This is a genomic window from Scandinavium sp. UTDF21-P1B (assembly GCF_040750395.1).
Lineage (GTDB): Bacteria > Pseudomonadota > Gammaproteobacteria > Enterobacterales > Enterobacteriaceae > Scandinavium.
This window is the reverse complement of record NZ_JBFLVD010000011.1, coordinates 321086-340918: the sequence shown is the minus strand read 5'-3', so window position 1 is coordinate 340918 and position 19833 is coordinate 321086. Positions and strand designations below refer to the sequence as shown.

Annotated in this window: 17 protein-coding genes; 8 read left to right on the top strand and 9 right to left on the bottom strand. The window is 56.3% G+C overall.

Annotated elements, in window-relative coordinates; genetic code table 11:
• Positions 1-79: 79 nt before the first annotated feature.
• On the bottom strand, positions 80-1306 hold the full coding sequence (pepT, locus tag AB1287_RS08190; protein WP_435617461.1) for a peptidase T: 1227 nt from the start codon (positions 1304-1306) through the stop codon (positions 80-82).
• Positions 1307-1560: 254 nt separating this feature from the next.
• Here pepT and potA point away from each other — a divergent pair, with 254 nt between their 5' ends.
• Genes potA through potD form a run of 4 tightly spaced genes read left to right on the top strand, consistent with a single transcriptional unit; the run spans position 1561 to position 5357 of the window.
• A complete protein-coding gene (gene potA, locus AB1287_RS08185) occupies positions 1561-2697 on the top strand; it encodes a spermidine/putrescine ABC transporter ATP-binding protein PotA (protein WP_435617460.1) in 1137 nt (378 codons plus the stop codon).
• Positions 2681-3538, top strand: a complete 858-nt coding sequence (gene potB / locus AB1287_RS08180; protein ID WP_312628270.1) for a spermidine/putrescine ABC transporter permease PotB — start codon at positions 2681-2683, stop codon at positions 3536-3538. The genes potA and potB overlap by 17 nt, the downstream gene beginning before the upstream one ends.
• The gene (gene potC / locus AB1287_RS08175; RefSeq protein WP_312628269.1) at positions 3535-4326 is read left to right on the top strand and encodes a spermidine/putrescine ABC transporter permease PotC; all 792 of its coding nucleotides are present in this window, start codon (positions 3535-3537) and stop codon (positions 4324-4326) included. Before potB ends, potC begins: the two co-directional genes overlap by 4 nt.
• Entirely contained in the window at positions 4323-5357 is a 1035-nt protein-coding gene (gene potD, locus AB1287_RS08170) for a spermidine/putrescine ABC transporter substrate-binding protein PotD (protein WP_435617459.1), read from the top strand. The genes potC and potD overlap by 4 nt, the downstream gene beginning before the upstream one ends.
• Before the next feature lie 104 nt (positions 5358-5461).
• On the opposite strand, the gene cobB is transcribed toward potD, so the two are convergent.
• The 5 genes from cobB to lolC form a co-directional block, all read right to left on the bottom strand.
• Positions 5462-6283 (bottom strand): Sir2 family NAD+-dependent deacetylase, encoded by an 822-nt coding sequence (cobB, locus tag AB1287_RS08165; RefSeq protein WP_435617458.1) that lies wholly within the window; start codon positions 6281-6283, stop codon positions 5462-5464.
• Between the two features lie 13 nt (positions 6284-6296).
• On the bottom strand, positions 6297-7208 hold the full coding sequence (nagK, locus tag AB1287_RS08160; RefSeq protein WP_312628265.1) for an N-acetylglucosamine kinase: 912 nt from the start codon (positions 7206-7208) through the stop codon (positions 6297-6299).
• Positions 7209-7364: 156 nt separating this feature from the next.
• Positions 7365-8609 (bottom strand): lipoprotein-releasing ABC transporter permease subunit LolE, encoded by a 1245-nt coding sequence (gene lolE, locus AB1287_RS08155; protein WP_435617457.1) that lies wholly within the window; start codon positions 8607-8609, stop codon positions 7365-7367.
• Position 8610: 1 nt separating this feature from the next.
• Complete coding sequence (gene lolD / locus AB1287_RS08150) at positions 8611-9312, bottom strand: lipoprotein-releasing ABC transporter ATP-binding protein LolD (RefSeq protein WP_312628262.1); 702 nt, start codon at positions 9310-9312, stop codon at positions 8611-8613.
• Positions 9305-10504, bottom strand: a complete 1200-nt coding sequence (gene lolC, locus AB1287_RS08145) for a lipoprotein-releasing ABC transporter permease subunit LolC (RefSeq protein ID WP_435617456.1) — start codon at positions 10502-10504, stop codon at positions 9305-9307. The genes lolD and lolC overlap by 8 nt, the downstream gene beginning before the upstream one ends.
• A 193-nt stretch (positions 10505-10697) precedes the next feature.
• Between lolC and AB1287_RS08140 the strand changes: the two genes are divergently transcribed.
• From AB1287_RS08140 to ldtC, 3 genes are all read left to right on the top strand, one after another.
• Positions 10698-11759, top strand: a complete 1062-nt coding sequence (locus AB1287_RS08140) for an acyltransferase family protein (protein WP_435617455.1) — start codon at positions 10698-10700, stop codon at positions 11757-11759.
• A gap of 114 nt (positions 11760-11873) precedes the next feature.
• Positions 11874-15323 carry a transcription-repair coupling factor gene (gene mfd / locus AB1287_RS08135; protein WP_435617454.1) on the top strand — a complete coding sequence of 1150 codons (3450 nt, stop codon included), beginning with the start codon at positions 11874-11876 and terminating at the stop codon, positions 15321-15323.
• A 140-nt stretch (positions 15324-15463) separates the two neighbouring features.
• Complete coding sequence (ldtC, locus tag AB1287_RS08130) at positions 15464-16429, top strand: L,D-transpeptidase LdtC (RefSeq protein ID WP_436799825.1); 966 nt, start codon at positions 15464-15466, stop codon at positions 16427-16429.
• 76 nt (positions 16430-16505) lie between these two features.
• Here ldtC and bhsA read toward each other — a convergent pair whose 3' ends face one another.
• Complete coding sequence (gene bhsA / locus AB1287_RS08125; protein ID WP_312628255.1) at positions 16506-16763, bottom strand: multiple stress resistance protein BhsA; 258 nt, start codon at positions 16761-16763, stop codon at positions 16506-16508.
• Positions 16764-17008: 245 nt separating this feature from the next.
• Between bhsA and AB1287_RS08120 the strand changes: the two genes are divergently transcribed.
• On the top strand, positions 17009-17644 hold the full coding sequence (locus tag AB1287_RS08120; RefSeq protein WP_435617453.1) for a TetR/AcrR family transcriptional regulator: 636 nt from the start codon (positions 17009-17011) through the stop codon (positions 17642-17644).
• 72 nt (positions 17645-17716) lie between these two features.
• Here the strand turns inward: AB1287_RS08120 and AB1287_RS08115 are convergent, their stop codons facing one another.
• Together AB1287_RS08115 and AB1287_RS08110 are read right to left on the bottom strand one after the other, a co-directional pair.
• Positions 17717-18256: a glycine zipper 2TM domain-containing protein gene (locus AB1287_RS08115; protein WP_435617452.1), complete on the bottom strand. Its 540-nt coding sequence runs from the start codon at positions 18254-18256 to the stop codon at positions 17717-17719.
• A 190-nt stretch (positions 18257-18446) separates the two neighbouring features.
• The gene (locus AB1287_RS08110) at positions 18447-19751 is read right to left on the bottom strand and encodes an NAD(P)/FAD-dependent oxidoreductase (RefSeq protein ID WP_312628249.1); all 1305 of its coding nucleotides are present in this window, start codon (positions 19749-19751) and stop codon (positions 18447-18449) included.
• Between the last annotated feature and the right edge of the window lie 82 nt (positions 19752-19833).

Here is a 19833-nt window from a genome sequence, read left to right as displayed (position 1 = left end):
TACCGGGCCTACGGACGATGAAACGACGCTGTTATTGTAGGCCGGGTAAGGCAAGCGCCGCCACCCGGCACTTCTGCGTTTACTTCGCTTTCGCGGTCAGCTCCGCAATCCGCACAATCACTTTGACCGCCCTCTCCATTCCCTCCAGCGTCACAAATTCATGCTTGCCGTGGTAGTTGTAGCCGCCGGTGAAAATGTTCGGGCACGGCAGCCCCATAAACGAAAGCTGCGAGCCGTCGGTGCCGCCACGAATCGGCTTCATATCGGGTTCGATATCGCAGTCGCGCATCGCCTGCTGTGCGATCTCAATGATGTGTGGGTGCTCCATCACCTTCTCGTGCATATTGTAGTAGCTGTCTTCGATGATGAGTTCGATGTAGCAATCCGGATGCAGCCCTTTGCCGACCTTCCTGGCGATCTCCATCATCTTGCGCTTGCGGGCCTCAAACTGCTTGCGGTCAAAGTCGCGGATGATGTAATGCATCTGCGCGGAATCTACGCTGCCCTTGATGCTGGTGAGATGGTAGAAGCCTTCGTAGCCTTCGGTTTGTTCCGGGCTCTCTTCGGCAGGCACTTCAGCATGAATGCGCGAAGCAAGCGACAGCGCATTGACCATCACGCCTTTGGCGGTGCCCGGATGCACGTTGTTCCCCACGATTTTGATAGTCACGGACGCGGCGTTGAAGTTCTCATACTCCAGTTCACCCACGCCGCCGCCGTCGACGGTGTACGCCCAGCGGGCATCAAATGCCGCCACGTCAAAATGTTTGGCACCTTTGCCGACTTCTTCGTCTGGCGTAAAGGCCACGCGAATGTCGCCGTGCGGCACGTTGTTGGCTTTCATGACGGACAGCGCGGTCATGATTTCCGCCACGCCCGCTTTGTCATCGGCACCGAGCAGCGTTTTACCGTCGGTGGTGATCAGCGTTTGCCCCAGCAGCTGATGCAGCACAGGAAACATCACCGGCGAGAGCACTTCATCGCCTATGCCCAGCGCAATATCGCCACCGCGATAGTTCTCCACGATCTGCGGATTCACGTTTTTGCCGCTAAAATCGGGAGAAGTATCCACGTGAGAGATGAATCCGATGGCCGGAATATCGCCGGGCACGTTGGCGGGCAGCGTTGCCATCACCGTACCCTTCTCGCTCAGGGTGACGTTGACCAGCCCCATTTCTTCAAGCTGCGTCTGAAGCAGACGTAATAATTTCCATTGCCCTTCGGTGCTGGGCACCTGACGCACGCCAGGCTTCGACTGGGTGTCCAGAGAAACATACTGCAAAAACCGCTCAAGTAATTTATCCATGTCGTCGCCCTCATTTTTTGTGACCACATTATCAGTAAGCGCCGGGGGCCGGATATTGCGTCAGGTCACTTTTGGCCCGGCAATTACGATTTTTTTTCAGTCACGTACGCGAATGGTTTAAAGGTAGCCCACAAGGGCGCAGAATGATTGGCGATTTCAGAGGATTGCCGTAGAATGCCAGCCCTTAATTATGTGCCAAACCTCTAAGGTGGTTAACCACACACCCCGTAGCGACCGCTTTTCGCTACGTTTACATGGGACAGCGTAAAAAATTGAATACACAATCGCGTTCGCTTTCGCCGCTGGTCGAACTGGCGGGGATTTGCAAAGGCTTTGAAGGTAAAACAGTCATTTCCAATCTCAATCTCACCATTAATAACGGTGAGTTCCTGACACTGCTTGGCCCCTCTGGCTGCGGCAAAACCACCGTATTACGCCTGATTGCCGGACTAGAAAGCGTCGATAAAGGTCGTATTCATCTTGAAGATGTCGATATCACCGACGTCCCTGCGGAAAACCGCCACGTTAATACCGTGTTCCAGAGCTACGCCCTTTTCCCGCATATGACGGTGTTTGAAAACGTCGCGTTTGGCCTGAGAATGCAAAAAACGCCCACCGACCAAATCACCGCCCGCGTGACGGAAGCCCTGCGCATGGTACAGCTCGAAGCGTTTGCCCAGCGTAAGCCGAATCAGCTTTCCGGCGGCCAGCAGCAGCGTGTGGCAATTGCCAGGGCGGTGGTGAACAAACCTCGTTTACTGCTGCTGGACGAATCGCTCTCGGCCCTCGATTACAAGCTGCGTAAGCAGATGCAGAACGAGCTGAAGGCCCTGCAGCGCAAGCTCGGCATCACCTTTGTGTTCGTCACCCACGATCAGGAAGAAGCGCTGACCATGTCGGATCGCATCGTGGTGATGCGTGACGGTAAAATCGAGCAGGACGGCACGCCGCGTGAAATTTACGAAGAGCCGAAGAACCTGTTCGTCGCCGGATTCATTGGCGAAATCAATATGTTCAACGCCACCGTCATCGAGCGTCTGGATGAGCAACGCGTTCGCGCCAGCGTCGAAGGTCGCGAGTGCAATATCTACGTCAACTTTGCGGTTGAGAAAGGCCAGAAGCTGCACGTCCTGCTGCGCCCGGAAGATTTGCGCGTCGACGAAATCAACGACGATAACCACGTGGAAGGGCTGATTGGCTACGTCCGCGAACGCAACTACAAAGGCATGACCCTGGAATCCGTCGTCGAGCTGGAAAACGGCAAAATGGTGATGGTCAGCGAGTTCTTCAACGAAGATGACCCGGACTTCGACCACTCTCTGGATCAAAAAATGGCCATAAACTGGGTCGAAAGCTGGGAGGTGGTGCTGGCCGATGAAGAACACCAGTAAATTCCAGAAGGTGGCGATCGCCACCATTGTCGGGTGGCTGGTTGTTTTTGTGTTCCTGCCCAACCTGATGATTATCGCCACCAGCTTCCTGACCCGCGATGACGCCAGCTTCGTCAAAATGGTCTTTACGCTGGACAACTACACCCGTCTGCTCGACCCGCTCTATTTTGACGTTCTGCTGCACTCGCTGAACATGGCGTTTCTCGCCACCCTGGCGTGTCTGATCCTCGGCTATCCGTTCGCCTGGTTTCTCGCCCGGCTGCCGCAAAGCGTGCGCCCGCTGCTGCTGTTTCTGCTGATCGTACCGTTCTGGACCAACTCGCTGATCCGCATCTATGGCCTGAAAATTTTCCTCAGCACCAAAGGCTATCTCAATGAATTCCTGCTGTGGGCTGGGCTCATCGACACGCCGATTCGCATTATGTTTACCCCTTCGGCGGTGATTATTGGTCTCGTCTACATCCTGCTGCCGTTCATGGTGATGCCGCTCTACTCCAGCATAGAGAAACTCGATAAGCCGCTGCTGGAAGCCGCCAAAGATCTGGGGGCCAACAAATTCCAGACGTTTCTCCGCATTATTCTGCCGCTGACCATGCCGGGGATTATCGCCGGCTGCCTGCTGGTGATGCTGCCGGCAATGGGGCTGTTCTACGTCTCTGATCTGATGGGCGGCGCGAAGAACCTGCTCATCGGTAACGTCATTAAGAGCCAGTTCCTGAACATTCGCGACTGGCCGTTTGGCGCGGCCACCAGCATCACGCTGACGCTGGTAATGGGCCTGATGCTGCTGGTTTACTGGCGCGCGGCGCGCCTGCTGAACAGGAAGGTGGAACTCGAATGATCGGTCGACTGCTGCGCGGCGGCTTTATGACCGCCATCTATGCTTACCTCTATATTCCGATCATCATTCTGATCGTGAATTCCTTTAACAGTTCGCGCTTTGGCATCAGCTGGCAGGGCTTTACCACCAAATGGTACAGCCTGCTGATGAACAACGACAGCCTGCTGCAGGCGGCACAGCACTCGCTGACGATGGCGGTCTTTTCCGCCACCTTCGCCACGCTGATTGGCTCACTGACGGCGGTGGCGCTCTATCGCTACCGTTTCCGCGGTAAGCCGTTTGTCAGCGGGATGCTGTTTGTGGTGATGATGTCTCCGGACATCGTGATGGCGATTTCCCTGCTGGTGCTGTTTATGCTGATAGGTATTCAGCTCGGATTCTGGTCGCTGCTGTTCTCGCATATCACCTTCTGTCTGCCGTTTGTGGTGGTCACCGTCTATTCCCGCCTCAAAGGGTTTGACGTGAGAATGCTGGAAGCGGCAAAAGATCTGGGCGCCAGCGAAATCACCATTTTGCGTAAAATTATTCTGCCGCTGGCGATGCCTGCTGTAGCCGCGGGCTGGCTGCTCAGCTTTACCCTGTCGATGGATGACGTGGTGGTTTCCTCGTTCGTCACCGGCCCGGGATATGAAATTTTGCCGCTCAAGATTTACTCAATGGTCAAAGTGGGCGTCTCACCGGAGGTGAACGCGCTGGCGACCATTCTGTTAGTGCTTTCTCTGGTTATGGTGGTTGCCAGCCAGGTTGTTGCTCGTGATAAAACGAAATCTCAGGGGACATCGAAATGAAAAAAATGCTTGCCGCCGCGGCGCTGGTGCTTGGAATGGGTGCCGCGCACGCCGATGACAGCAAAACGCTCTATTTCTACAACTGGACCGAATACGTGCCGCCGGGCCTGCTGGAACAGTTCACCAAAGAGACCGGCATCAAGGTTATCTATTCGACCTATGAATCGAATGAAACCATGTACGCCAAGCTGAAAACCTACAAGGACGGCGCGTACGATCTGGTGGTGCCATCGACCTATTTCGTCGACAAAATGCGCAAAGAAGGAATGATCCAGAAGATAGATAAGTCGAAGCTGAATAACTTCAGCAACCTCGACCCGGAGATGCTCAACAAGCCGTTTGACCCGAATAACGACTACTCCATTCCTTACATCTGGGGCGCGACGGCGATTGGCGTCAACAGCGACAGCATCGACCCGAAAACGGTTACCAGCTGGGCCGACCTGTGGAAGCCGGAATACAAAGGCAGCCTGCTGCTGACCGACGACGCGCGCGAGGTTTTCCAGATTGCACTGCGCAAGCTTGGTCTTTCCGGCAACACCACCGACCCGAAAGAGATTGAAGCGGCGTACAAAGAGCTGCAAAAACTGATGCCAAACGTCGCGGCGTTTAACTCTGATAACCCGGCAAACCCGTACATGGAAGGCGAAGTGAATCTGGGGATGGTATGGAACGGCTCAGCGTACGTTGCCCGTCAGGCGGGTACGCCGCTGGAAGTGGTATGGCCAAAAGAAGGCGGCATTTTCTGGATGGACAGCCTCGCTATTCCGGCAAACGCCAAAAACGTCGACGGTGCGCTGAAGCTGATTAACTTCCTGCTGCGTCCGGACGTGGCAAAAGAGGTTGCCGAAACTATCGGTTATCCGACGCCAAACCTCGCCGCACGTAAGCTGCTGGATCCGAAAGTCGCCAACGACAAATCGCTCTATCCGGACGCGGACACCATTAAACACGGCGAATGGCAAAACGACGTCGGCGATGCCAGCCGTCTTTACGAAGACTATTACCAGAAGCTGAAAGCGGGACGTTAAGTCAGCTATTGTGTGCCGGATGCGCTGCGCTTATCCGGCCTACAAAACATCAACCTGCAACGAACCCGTAGGCCTGGTAAGCGACAGCGCACCGGGCAATTTTTTCAAAGCCCTTTCAGCAACTTCTCGACAAACTCAGGCACCACCGAGCTTGCCAGCCCGTAGCGCTTTTCCTCAAACTCGCTGCCAACCTGGCTCGGTTCGAGGTTAAGCTCAACGGTGTGTGCACCCTGCAATTTGGCCTCATGGACAAACCCCGCCGCCGGATAAACATGGCCGGACGTGCCGATAGCAATGAAAACATCGGCCATCGCCAGCGCTTCATAGATATCATCCATGCCGAGCGGCATCTCTCCGAACCACACCACGTGCGGGCGCAGCGGCTGCGGGAACTGGCAGCAGTGGCACTTATCATCAACGGTGACGTCACCCGTCCACTCCAGCACCTGACCGCTCCAGGGGCAGCGCACTTTTAACAGCTCGCCGTGCATGTGCAGCACGCGCGTGTTGCCCGCACGTTCATGCAGGTTGTCGATGTTTTGCGTGACCAGCAGAAATCTGTCGCCCAGCGCTTCTTCCAGCTTTGCCAGCGCCAGATGGGCTGCATTCGGCTGAATGTCAGGCTGCTGGAGCTGTCGACGACGGTCGTTATAAAATGCCTGCACCAGCGCCGGGTCGCGGGCAAAACCTTCAGGCGTTGCCACATCCTCTACGCGATGTTCTTCCCATAAGCCGTCAGTGGCACGGAAGGTGCGGATCCCGGATTCCGCCGAGATCCCTGCGCCCGTCAGCACCACCACTCTCGGTTTGTCCATCTCCTCCGGCGTAGCCCGGTCTCTGAAGAATACTCGCTGACGCAGCCTGTCATGCAGCCGGCGTTTGCTGAGGCGAAAACGACTAAGTCGATGAAAGCGACGCGACTGCATAGTAACCCCTGTATTAATCCGTAAGATGCAGGAATGCGGCACCGCGCATTCCTCCGGCATCGCCGTGACGCGCACGCTCAATGCGTGGCACGCGAGCCACCGGCAACAGATGACGCGGCAGGCGTGCCGCCACTCCGTCTGTTATCGCACTAAAGTTAGACAATCCACCGCCGATCACCAGCAAATCCGGATCGACAATGGTCATAATATTTCCGAGGCACACCGCAAGCAAATCCAGGTAGCGCTCCACGTGCTCGCGGGCTTTGGCATCGCCCTGCTCCCAGAGCGCGACGATCTCCGGCGAACTCAGAGGCTGCTGATAATAATGCTCATACAGCCACGCAAAGCCGCGTCCGGAGAGGTAATTTTCGATGCAGCCCAGCTGGCCGCAGCCGCAGCGCGTGAGCGGGAAATCGCGCCCAACCACGTCAAGAGCGTCAACGGGCAAACGAATATGGCCAAACTCTCCGGTGATATAGCTGTGACCGGTTATCGATTTACCGTTAAGCACCACGCCACCGCCCACGCCGGTGCCGAGGATGAGCCCCATCACCAACGGGTACTGCGTGAATTCATCATCCCAGGCTTCAGAGAGGGCAAAACAGTTGGCGTCGTTGTCGAGGCGCACGTCACGTTCAAGGCGCGTGGAAAGGTCTTTGCGCAACGGTTTACCGCTGGCGGCAGGTACGTTGGCAGCGTAGAGCGTACCGTCGGCGGTTTCCGGCATGCCCGGAATACCAATGCCGACGCTGCCTTTGACGCCAAAGCGCTCGTCGGCTTCCGCCACCAGATCGCACACGGCTTTCAGGAAGGATTCATAGCTGTCGCGCGGCGTGGCCGTGCGTTTTTCCCACTGAAGCCGACGCTGTCCGTCAAACACCCCAAGGGCGATTTTGCTGCCGCCGATGTCAAATCCGTAGTACATAGCCATTCCTCTTTACTGACCAAAAAGGTCAGGACGTAAAGAGTGGATTGCGAAAGCGCTTCGTAGGCCCGCGCAAGCGAAGCGCCGCCGGGCTCAATGTCGGGTGGCGGCTTCGCCTTACCCGACCTACAAGTTCATCTCCCGCAATCCACTGAATTACTGGCCACTTAACACTCGAGCAGGATCAATCCGGCTGGCGCGACGGGCAGGATACCAGCTCGCCAGCAGGCTCAGCAGCAGTGCCGTGACCAGCACATAAAAGACATCCAGCCAGTGCAGTTCAGACGGCAGGAAGTCGATAAAATAGATGTCACCGGACAGGAACTGGTGACCGATAAGCTTTTCAATGCCGTTGATGATGACCGTCAGATTGAGCGCGCACAGCACGCCAATCACCACACCAAGTACGCTGCCGAGCAGTCCGGCCAGCAGGCCATACCAGACGAAAATGGCGCGGATCAGGCCATCTTTGGCGCCGAGCGTACGCAGCACGGCGATATCGCTGCTTTTGTCTTTCACCGCCATCACCAGCGTCGAGACGATGTTAAAGCAGGCCACGCCGATCACCAGGATCATCGCCAGGTACATAATCGCGCGGATCATCTGAATGTCGCGGTACATATAGCCATAAGTCCCTATCCAGCTCTTGATGTACACATAGCTGTTGGTCACTTCGCCCGCATCACGCACCAGCTTGTTGGCGTTGAACACGTCGTTCACTTTGATGGCTATGCCGGTCACGCTGCTGCCCATATCGAGATACTGCTGGGCATCCGGCATTGGGATCATGGCAAAGCTGTGATCGAGCTGACCGCTAAGCTGCAGAATGCCGGTCACGTGCACGCGCACGCGCTTAGGCTGCAGCAGCTGATGCTCTTTATCAGAGTTGGGGATCATGATGGAGACCCAGTCGCCCTGCTTCACCTTCAGCGCATCGGCCACGCCTTTGCCAAGAATAATCTGCTGATCCCCCGCTTTAAAGCCCGCCCAGGCGTTGTTCTGCACGTAGTTCGGCAGCGCGCTGAGCCTGCTTTCCTGCCGTGGATCGACGCCTTTAATCTGGATCGCACGCAGATTGCTGCCGCTCTCAATCAGCCCGGTAAAGTTGATGTAAGGAGCAGCCGCGGCAATACCCTTAACTTTCTCAACGTTGCTCAGCGCTTCGTTCCAGTTGGTCCATGGCTGGTTAACCGGTTCGATTTCACCGTGCGGCACCACCGCCAGAATGCGGTTATTGAGTTCGCGCTCAAAGCCGTTCATGGCGCTTAATCCCACGATCAGTACCGCCACGCCCAGCGCAATACCGACGGTGGAGATGACTGAAATCAGCGAGACCATGCCGCCGCGACGACGCCCGCGGCTAAAGCGCAAACCAATCAGCAGGGATAACGGAGACGCCATCTTACTCCGCTCCCATCAGGGTCAGTTCGGCGTTCAGGTGACCGTCACGCATCTCCAGTTGGCGGCTCATACGCTTCGCCAGCTGTAAATCGTGGGTGACCACCAGAAACGCAGTACCCTGCTGTTTGTTCAGCTCACCGAGCAGCTGGAAAATGCTGTCGGCGTTGCGGGCATCAAGGTTGCCCGTGGGTTCATCCGCCATCACCAGACGCGGGTTATTCACCAGCGCACGGGCAATCGCCACGCGCTGACGCTCACCGCCGGAAAGTTCGGAAGGGCGGTGGCTGCGGCGATGATCGAGGCCCACAGCCGCCAGCATTGCACGGGCGCGTTCCTGAATTTCAGCCGGTTTCTTTTTACCAATGAGCAGCGGCATCGCCACGTTCTCTTCGGCGGTGAAATCCGGTAACAGATGGTGGAACTGATAGATAAAACCCAGCTCGCGGTTGCGCAGATCGGCCTTTGCCGCCAGCGACATTTTCGACAGCGGCTGACCACTGAACACCACGTCGCCGGACGTTGGCGTATCCAGCCCGCCGAGCAGGTGCAGGAGCGTACTTTTACCGGAGCCTGAGCTGCCGACAATCGCCATCATTTCCCCTTCCCCGATGCTGAAGCTGACGTTGTGCAGCACGTCGGTCTGCACGGTGCCTTCCTGATAGCGTTTGCACAGGTTGTCGCATTGCAACAGGATCTTATTCATAACGTAAAGCCTCAGCGGGTTGGGTGGCGGCAGCGCGCCAGGAAGGATAAAGCGTAGAAAGCAGCGCCAGCAGCATCGCCACCAGCGCAATGACGATCACCTGGACGGGTTCAATCGCCACCGGCAGCGCACCGCCATCAACGAACGCGCCGATAATCGGCATTAAATTGTTGAGCTGGCTTGCCAGCAGCAGGCCGAGCAGCGCGCCGAGCAGCGCGCCAATCACGCCTGCGCTGGCGCCCTGCACCATAAACACCGCCATAATCTGGCGCGGCGTCAGGCCCTGGGTTTGCAGAATGGCGACTTCGCCCTGCTTCTCCATCACCATCAGGCCGAGCGAGGTAATAATGTTAAAGGCGGCCACGGCTACGATCAGGCTCAACAGCAGGCCCATCATGTTTTTTTCCATGCGCACGGCCTGGAACAGCTCGCCTTTACGCTCGCGCCAGTCCTGCCATTTGGTACCTTCAGGTAACTTTTGCGCGCTGAGCGTGTCCACTTCCAGCGGCTTATCGAGCCACAGACGCCAGCCGGTAATATTGCCGAGCGGGTAGCGCATCAGGCGTGAACCGTCCTGAATATTGACCAGCATCTGGTAACCGTCGACTTCGCTGTTAGCGGCAAAGGTGCCGATCACGTTAAACAGGCGCTGGCTTGGCACGCGGCCCATCGGCGTGAACTGGCTTGCCGACGGCACCATAATGCGGATTTGATCGCCGCGCTTAACGCCCAGCTGCCCGGCAAGCTGCTCGCCGAGAATGACGTTGTACTGGCCGGTTTCCAGCGCGGTCTGTTTGACGTTAACGAGATATGGCGTCAGCGGATCGTTTTGCGCCGGGTCAATGCCCAGCATCACGCCGACCGCAACGCTGCGCGGGCTCTGAATCACCACGTCACCCGTCGTCAACGGCGCAACGCGCGTCACACCCTGCAATTTCGCGTCATTTTCGGGGATTTTCTGCGGATCGAGCGATCCCTGCTGCGCGCTGAGCACCGCCTGCGGCATCAGCCCGAGAATGTTGTTTTGCAGCTCGCGTTCAAACCCGTTCATGACCGAAAGCACGGTCACCAGCGCCATCACCCCAAGGGTAATGCCGATAGTCGACAGCCAGGAAACAAAGCGACCGAAGCGGTCCGCTGCGCGCCCACGCATATAACGCAGGCCAATAAATAGTGCGACAGGTTGGTACATGTATTCCGTCTGGTTGCGGTTGGCAATCGCACGAGTATATAAGCGAAAGACCAGAGCGTAAACGGCAGAACGCGGATCCGTGCAGCCTGACCTTTATCTGAAAATGAATGAAATACAGAATGTTACCCGTTACACCTGCGATGAACTTCTTAGGATGGTCCCCTGTTTATGGCAATCAGGAACCCGGACCGTTATGAAAGAAAAAGCACTATGGATCAATCAAATCAAGGGGCTATGTATCTGCCTTGTGGTGTTTTACCACTCGGTGATCACCTTTTATCCACACCTTCACGCCTGGCAACACCCGTGGTCGGAAACGCTGGCAAAGTGCTGGGTCTACTTCAATCTTTACCTTGCCCCTTTTCGAATGCCGGTCTTCTTTTTTATCTCCGGATTTCTGATTCAGCGCTACATCGACGGCGTCTCCTGGCGTGACAGCTTAGGCAAGCGCGTCGGCAACATTCTGTGGGTACTGGCGCTGTGGGGCTTTATCCAATGGCAGGCGTTAAGCCACATTACCCATTGGCTCGCACCGGAGCGGGATGTCAGTAGCAGCGCAAACGCGGCCTACGCGGGCAGCCCCGGAGAATTTGTACAGGCAATGCTCACCGCCAGTACCAGCCTCTGGTATCTGTATGCGCTGATCGCCTACTTCGTATTCTGCAAGCTGACTTCACGTGCAAAAATACCCATGCTCGCCGGGCTGGCCCTGCTCAGCGTCGTCATCAATTTCCTGCCAACGCCGTGGTGGGGCATGAACAGCGTGCTGCGTAACGTTATTTATTATGCGCTGGGCGCCTGGTTCGGCACGCCGCTGATGACGTGGATGAAAACGTTTGATATTCGCCGCCGCTGGCTGCCGCTGGGGATCTTTGCGTTTGCCGCCGTGGTCCTGTGGTTTATGCGCACGCCATTGCTGCTTTCGCTGTTGTCGATTTTCATCATTATGAAGGTATTTTATGCGGTCGGACGGCGCTTCCCGCCGTCGGAAAATTCGCTGCTGAACGTTGTCGGCTCAAACACCATCGCGATTTACACCACTCACCGCATTCTGGTGGAAATTTTCAGCCTGCTGCTGCTCGGCTGGCTCAGCGCACAACCCCGCTCGCCGTCGGTTGAGTTGAGCATTCTGCTGTTTTATCCGTTCCTGAGCCTGCTGCTGTGCGTCGCGACCGGAATGCTCGCCCGTCGACTCTCTCAGCGAGTGGCGGGTGATATTCTCTTTTCTCCCCCGACGGTTGCGCTGAACCGGTAGCGCTCGAGGGCTCATTTGCTAATGTCGGTCGATCGAGGATAATAACCTTCATTGAAGAGCGGCGGTTTGCCCCCATAATCAGGGGTAAACCTTTACGGGACCCCGACATTATCTATGCCTGAAGCACAACAACGATACGCCCTGCCCGTTAAAGCGGGCGAACAACGTCTGCTGGGAGAGTTAACCGGCGCCGCCTGCGCAACGGAAGTGGCGCAGATTGCTGAACGTCATTCCGGCCCGGTGGCGCTTATTGCCCCGGACATGCAAAACGCCCTGCGTCTGCAAGATGAAATCAGTCAGTTCACCGATGAACTGGTCATTAACCTCGCCGACTGGGAAACGCTGCCGTATGACAGCTTCTCGCCGCATCAGGAAATCATCTCCTCGCGCCTGTCTACGCTGTATCAGTTGCCGACCATGCAGCGTGGCGTGCTGATTGTGCCGGTGAATACGCTGATGCAGCGCGTGTGCCCGCATAGCTATCTGCACGGTCACGCGTTAGTGATGAAAAAAGGCCAGCGTCTGTCGCGTGATGCGCTGCGGGCTCAGCTTGACAGCGCCGGGTATCGCCACGTCGATCAGGTCATGGAGCACGGTGAATATGCCACCCGCGGCGCGCTGCTGGATCTGTTCCCGATGGGCAGCGACCGTCCTTACCGCCTCGACTTTTTCGATGATGAAATCGACAGCCTGCGCCTGTTTGATGCCGATACCCAGCGTACGCTGGAGGAAGTCGAGGCTATCAACCTGCTGCCCGCGCACGAATTTCCGACCGACAAAAACGCCATTGAGCTGTTCCGCAGCCAGTGGCGCGATAAATTCGACGTTAAGCGAGACGCCGAACATATCTATCAGCAGGTAAGCAAAGGCACCCTCCCCGCCGGGATCGAATACTGGCAGCCGCTGTTCTTCAGCGAGCCTCTCACGACGCTGTTCAGCTATTTTCCGGCCAATACGCTGCTGGTGAATACCGGCGATCCGGAAGCCAGCGCGAAGCGTTTTGAGGCCGATACGCATGCCCGCTTTGAAAATCGCGGCGTGGATCCGATGCGTCCATTACTGCCGCCGGAAACGCTCTGGCTGCGCACTGACGAACTGTTCAGCGAGCTGAAAAAATGGCCGCGCGTGCAGCTCAAAACCGAACAGCTGGCCGATAAAGCCGCCAACGTCAATCTCGGTTATCAGACGCTGCCGGATCTGGCAGTACAAGCGCAGCAGAAAGCGCCGCTTGATAACCTGCGTCGCTTCCTGGAGGCCTTCGACGGGCCGGTCATTTTCTCGGTGGAAAGCGAAGGTCGTCGCGAAGCGTTAGGCGAGCTGCTCTCACGCATTAAGCTTTCGCCAAAACGCATCCAGCGCCTCGATGAGTGCGAGGGTGCGGGCCGCTATCTGATGATTGGCTCTGCCGAGCATGGCTATATCGACACGCTGCGCAACCGGGCGCTGATCTGCGAAAGCGATCTGCTGGGTGAACGCGTGGCGCGTCGTCGCCAGGATTCCCGGCGCACCATTAACCCGGACACGCTGATCCGCAACCTGGCGGAGCTACATGAGGGCCAGCCAGTGGTGCATCTGGAACACGGCGTAGGCCGCTACGCCGGGATGACGACGCTGGAAGCCGGTGGCATCACCGCTGAGTACCTGATGCTCATTTATGCCAACGACGCCAAACTCTATGTGCCGGTCTCGTCGCTGCACCTGATTAGTCGCTATGCGGGCGGTGCAGAGGATAATGCTCCTTTGCATAAGCTGGGCGGCGACGCCTGGGCGCGTGCGCGGCAGAAAGCCGCGGAGAAAGTGCGCGACGTAGCTGCCGAATTGCTCGACATTTATGCCCAACGTGCCGCGAAATCAGGCTTTGCCTTTAAGCACGATCGCGAACAATACCAGCTGTTCTGCGACAGCTTCCCGTTCGAAACCACCCCGGACCAGGCCCAGGCCATCAACGCCGTGCTGAGCGATATGTGTCAGCCGCTGGCGATGGACAGGCTGGTATGCGGCGACGTGGGCTTCGGGAAAACGGAAGTTGCGATGCGGGCTGCGTTCCTGGCGGTTGAGAACAATAAACAGGTCGCCGTACTGGTGCCAACAACGCTGTTGGCACAACAGCACTTCGATAACTTCCGCGACCGTTTCGCCAACTGGCCGGTGCGTATCGAAATGCTCTCTCGTTTCCGCAGCGCCAAAGAGCAAACGCAGATACTGGAAGCAGCCAGTGAGGGCAAAATCGACATTCTGATTGGTACCCATAAGCTGCTGCAAAGCGACGTGAAGTGGAAAGATCTCGGCCTGCTGATTGTCGATGAAGAGCACCGCTTTGGCGTGCGTCACAAGGAGCGCATTAAAGCGATGCGCGCCGACGTCGATATTCTGACCCTGACCGCCACGCCGATCCCGCGCACGCTGAACATGGCAATGAGCGGCATGCGTGACCTGTCGATTATTGCCACGCCGCCTGCGCGACGGCTGGCGGTGAAAACCTTCGTTCGCGAGTACGACAATTTAGTCGTGCGCGAGGCCATCCTGCGTGAAGTGCTGCGCGGCGGGCAGGTTTACTATCTCTACAACGACGTAGAAAACATTCAGAAGGCGGCGGACAGGCTGGCGGAGCTGGTGCCGGAAGCGCGGATTGCTATCGGACACGGCCAGATGCGCGAGCGCGAACTGGAAAGGGTAATGAATGACTTCCACCACCAGCGTTTCAACGTGCTGGTGTGTACCACCATTATCGAGACCGGGATCGACATTCCAACCGCCAACACCATTATTATCGAACGGGCCGACCACTTCGGTCTGGCGCAGCTTCATCAGCTTCGCGGGCGCGTCGGGCGTTCACATCATCAGGCCTATGCCTGGCTGCTGACACCGCATCCGAAAGCGATGACCACCGACGCGCAGAAGCGTCTGGAAGCCATTGCGTCGCTCGAAGATCTGGGCGCGGGCTTTGCGCTGGCAACGCACGATCTGGAGATTCGCGGTGCAGGCGAGCTGCTGGGCGAAGATCAGAGCGGTTCAATGGAAACTATTGGCTTCTCGCTGTATATGGAGCTGCTGGAAAACGCCGTCGACGCGCTGAAAGCCGGGCGCGAGCCGTCGCTGGAGGATCTGACCAGCCAGCAGACGGAAGTCGAGCTGCGGATGTCATCGTTGCTGCCGGATGATTTCATCCCCGACGTCAACACTCGTCTGTCGTTCTACAAACGCATCGCCAGCGCCAAAGGCGAAGCGGCGCTGGATGAGCTGAAAGTGGAGCTGATCGACCGCTTCGGCCTGCTACCGGATGCGGCCCGCAACCTGCTGGATATCGCCCGACTCCGCCAGCAGGCGCAGAAGCTTGGGATCCGCAAACTGGAAGGCAACGAAAAAGGCGGCGTGGTGGAGTTCAACGAGAAAAACCACGTCAATCCGGCCTGGCTTATCGGACTGTTGCAAAAGCAGCCGCAGCACTATCGCCTGGACGGGCCAACGCGCCTGAAGTTCTTCCAGGATCTGACCGAGCGTAAAAACCGCATGGACTGGGTGCGCAACTTCATGCAGCAGCTGGAAGAGAACGCCATCGCATAATCTTCTCTCACCCGGCGGCGCTCGTCGCCGGGTTTCTCCCCTGAATTTACACACTCTTTGCAAAGCACTGAAACATCAAGACACGGACTGACACCATAATGAGCGTTTTCCTGCTCAATCGCCGTTATGGAAGTGCTGTGATGATGATTCAATCGCGTTTTCTGCGCTCGCTTGCCCTGTTCGCTGTCTTCATGACCGCTATCGCGGCGCAGCCTGCGCAAGCCAATACCTGGCCTCTCCCCCCACCCGGCAGCCGTCTGGTGGGCGAGAATCGGGTTCACGTCGTTGAAAATAATGGCGGTTCACTTGAGGCTATTGCCAAAAAATACAATGTTGGCTTCCTTGCGCTGCTTCAGGCGAATCCGGGTGTCGATCCTTACGTACCACGACCGGGCAGCGTGCTGACCATTCCGCTGCAAACTCTGCTGCCAGATGCACCGCGCGAAGGCATCGTCATTAACCTTGCCGAACTGCGCCTTTACTACTACAAGCCGGGCACCAATAGCGTGACGGTCTACCCTATTGGCATCGGCCAACTGGGCGGTGATACGCTTACGCCAACCATGGTTACCACGGTATCCGATAAACGCGCCAACCCGACCTGGACGCCAACGGCCAACATTCGGGCGCGCTATAAGGCTAACGGTATTGATTTACCTGCGGTTGTGCCCGCAGGGCCGGATAACCCGATGGGGCATCATGCGATTCGACTGGCCGCTTTTGGCGGCGTTTACCTGCTGCACGGCACTAATGCGGACTTTGGTATCGGCATGCGAGTGAGCTCCGGCTGTATTCGCCTGCGCGATGGCGATATCGAAACGCTGTTTAAACAAGTCACGCCGGGCACTAAAGTGAACATCCTTAATACACCGATTAAGGCCTCCGTTGAGCCGGGCGGCGTGCATCTTGTGGAGGTACATCAGCCTTTATCGAAGCATATCGATGACGACCCGCAGGTATTACCGATTTCACTCAACGCCGCGTTGACAACGTTCAGGAATGCGCCACAGACAGACGCTCAGGTGATGGATCATGTGATGGAGGTGCGATCCGGGATGCCGGTGGATGTCACCCGACACGGCGAATCTCCGCTGCAAAATATGTAAAAAAAACACCGCGACTTATGTCGCGGTGCTCTTTTAAGGCAGTGGCATTGCCGAGGGTTTTAAAATAAGGCGAACCTTATTTATAAATTACCGCCGTCCCGTGCAGGGTGTTCGGGCCGGTAACAGAGGTAATACGGTAGGATTTGGCACCCATTGCATCCGCTTTTTGCGCCAGCTGGTCTTCCAGAGAGCCCAGATTGGTGCCCGCATCAGCAGAAATCACACCCACTTTATGCTGGTCTACAGGGGTGGACTGCACTTCTACAGCAGCAAAGCTTGCGAACGACAGAGAACTCAGTACGGCTGCGATGGCCAGGGTTTTGATGCTTTTCATATTCTTATACCTATGCAGATGAATTTTGGCTGGTCGTTATTATTAACTTAACGATCGATACAGAAATCATAATGTGATCCAGGTCACACGTCAAATTATTTTCATAACGATTACTATATAAATTAATAATGCCTTATTTTTCATATCAATAGGATTATTTTATTTTGTGCAACAGGCCGCTGGTTATGCCCGGAGTTTGTTTTTATAATGGAGGCTTAACACAACCACAGAGGACCAGCGGCACCATGACAACTGACGTTGCAAGTTGCACAAAAAAAAGCCGTGGCCGACCAAAAGTGTTCGACAGGGAAGTGGCGCTTGATAAGGCCATGACGCTCTTCTGGCAGCATGGGTATGAGGCAACATCCCTCGCGGATTTAGTCGAAGCCACCGGGGCAAAAGCCCCCACGCTGTATGCAGAGTTTGTAAATAAAGAAGGCCTGTTCCGGGCCGTACTGGACAGGTACATTTCTCGCTTTGCAGATAAGCACGAAGCGCAGCTGTTTTGCGAAGAGAAGTCGGTCGAAACCGCGCTGCGTGACTATTTCACCGCCGTCGCGACCTGCTTTACCAGCAAAGATACCCCGGCGGGATGTTTTATGATCAACACCTCCGCCACTCTTGCGGCTTCGTCGAAAGAGATCGCCCATACGATCAAGTCACGTCATGCCATGCAGGAAAAGACGCTGAGACAATTTTTGCACCAGCGCCAGGCTAAGGGCGAAATTCCGGCGGGTAAAAGTACTGATGAGCTGGCACAATTTCTGAGCTGTATCCTGCAAGGAATGTCGATCAGCGCCCGCGAAGGCGCAAGCTTTGAGACGCTGATGCAAATCACCAACACCACGCTTCGTCTGTGGCCGCAGATACTCAAAGTCTGATCCCGCGCCATAAAAAAGGCCCCTCAGCCTGAGCGAATGAGGGGCCAATTAACACGTAAGGGCAATGCTTTTTTACGCTTTGTTATTCAGAACAAGCTGACCATTGCTGTCGAGTGGGATCTGGGTGCCCGGGTCCTTATCCATACGGATTTTCCCCTGCTGATCGCCAATTTTGTAGGTTACATCGTAACCCAGCATTTTATCCGACTTGTCGTACACCGTTTTACAGCGCTGCTGCGTGGTGGTGTAGGTGTCGCTATCCTGCATAGAGCCCTGGATCTGGTTACCTGCGTAACCGCCACCCAGCGCACCGGCAATGGTCGCGACGTCCTTACCACGCCCGCCGCCAAACTGATGGCCTATCACCCCACCGGCTACCGCACCCAGCACTGAACCGGCGATACGGTTTTCATCCTGCACCGGACGACGGTGCGTTACGGAGACGTTACGGCACTCCTGACGAGGTGTTTTGACGGTCTCTTTAATCGGGGTGGCGGAAATAACTTGTGCATACTGCGGGCCACGATCTAATACGTTCAGACTGGCCACCGCTGCCACACCCAGCGCAGCAGCTACGCCAATCCCTATACCCGCTAACATTGATTTATTCACGGGAGTTCCTCCTTTGTTGCTGTTGGTAACAATTTTGCAACCATAAGGACGAGGTGGATATAAGAAAAGGGATGAAAAATTGCCGCTTATTCTGCTGGTGAATGTGATTCAGAGAAGTCCGAAGGCTGTATGAGAAACTGGCAGCAGATATCACCAAAAAAAGACCCGGACTCAGCCGGGTCTTCATCCGTTAGTGCAGCTTCAGGCGAGGACGAATCACCCGGTTGATGCTGCCTACCAGCATCATCAGCCCGGTTTTGAAGTAGCCGTGTAGCGCAATCTGGTGCATACGGTAGAGAGAGATATAAACGAAGCGCGCAATGCGCCCTTCCACCATCATCGAGCCACGCATCAGGTTGCCCATCAGGCTACCGACGGTTGAGTAGTTCGACAGCGACACCAGCGAACCGTGATCTTTATAGGTATACGCTTTCAGCGGTTTGCCTTTGATCTGCGCCAGGATGTTGCTCAGCGCCAGGCTTGCCATCTGGTGCGCCGCCTGAGCGCGCGGTGGCACAAATCCGCCTTCAGGGCGCGCGCAGGAAGCGCAGTCACCAATGGCGTAGATGTCTGCGTCACGGGTAGTCTGCAACGTAGGTTCCACCACCAGCTGATTGATGCGGTTAGTTTCCAGCCCGCCAATCTCTTTCATAAAGTCCGGCGCTTTAATCCCTGCTGCCCACACCATCAGATCGGCGTTGATATACTCGCCTTCCTTGGTATGCAGCCCGCCCGCATCGGCGCTGGTGACCATAGTCTGGGTCAGCACACGCACGCCCATTTTGGTAAGCTCGCTATGCGCCGCACCGGAGATACGCGGCGGCAGCGCAGGGAGAATGCGCTCCCCGGCTTCCACCAGCGTCACGTTCAGTGCATCGTTGGTCAGGCCTTTGTAGCCGTAGCTGTGCAGCTGCTTCACGGCGTTGTGCAGTTCAGCCGAGAGTTCTACCCCCGTCGCCCCGCCGCCGACGATAGCAATATTGACCTTGCCGTTCGCGCCCAGGTTGCTGGAGTGCTTCAGGAACAGGTTGAGCATCTCCTGGTGGAAACGACGCGCCTGATGTGGGTTATCAAGGAAAATGCAGTTTTCCTTCACGCCCGGCGTATTGAAGTCGTTGGAGGTACTGCCGAGCGCCATCACCAGCGTGTCATACGGCAGCTTGCGCTCCGGCACCAGCAGCTCACCCTTCTCATCGCGCAGTTCGGCCAGAGTGATCGTTTTGGCTTCGCGATTGATGTCCATTACCGACCCCAGCTGGAACTGGAAGTTGTGGTTACGGGCGTGCGCCAGGTAGCTCAGCGCGTCCACGCCTTCGTCCAGCGATCCGGTCGCCACTTCATGCAGCAGTGGTTTCCACAGATGGCTGTGGTTCCGGTCTACAAGCGTGATTTTCGCTTTTTTGCCGCGGCCAAGCTTTCTACCCAATTGAGTAGCCAGCTCCAGCCCGCCGGCACCACCACCCACAATCACAATCTTTTTCAATGGCGTAGTCAACGTGACCCCCTAAATTATTAACCAATTGTTAACTAAAAGTTATTAAAATAGCCCTTAATTAACAACAAGTTACCGACCTGAA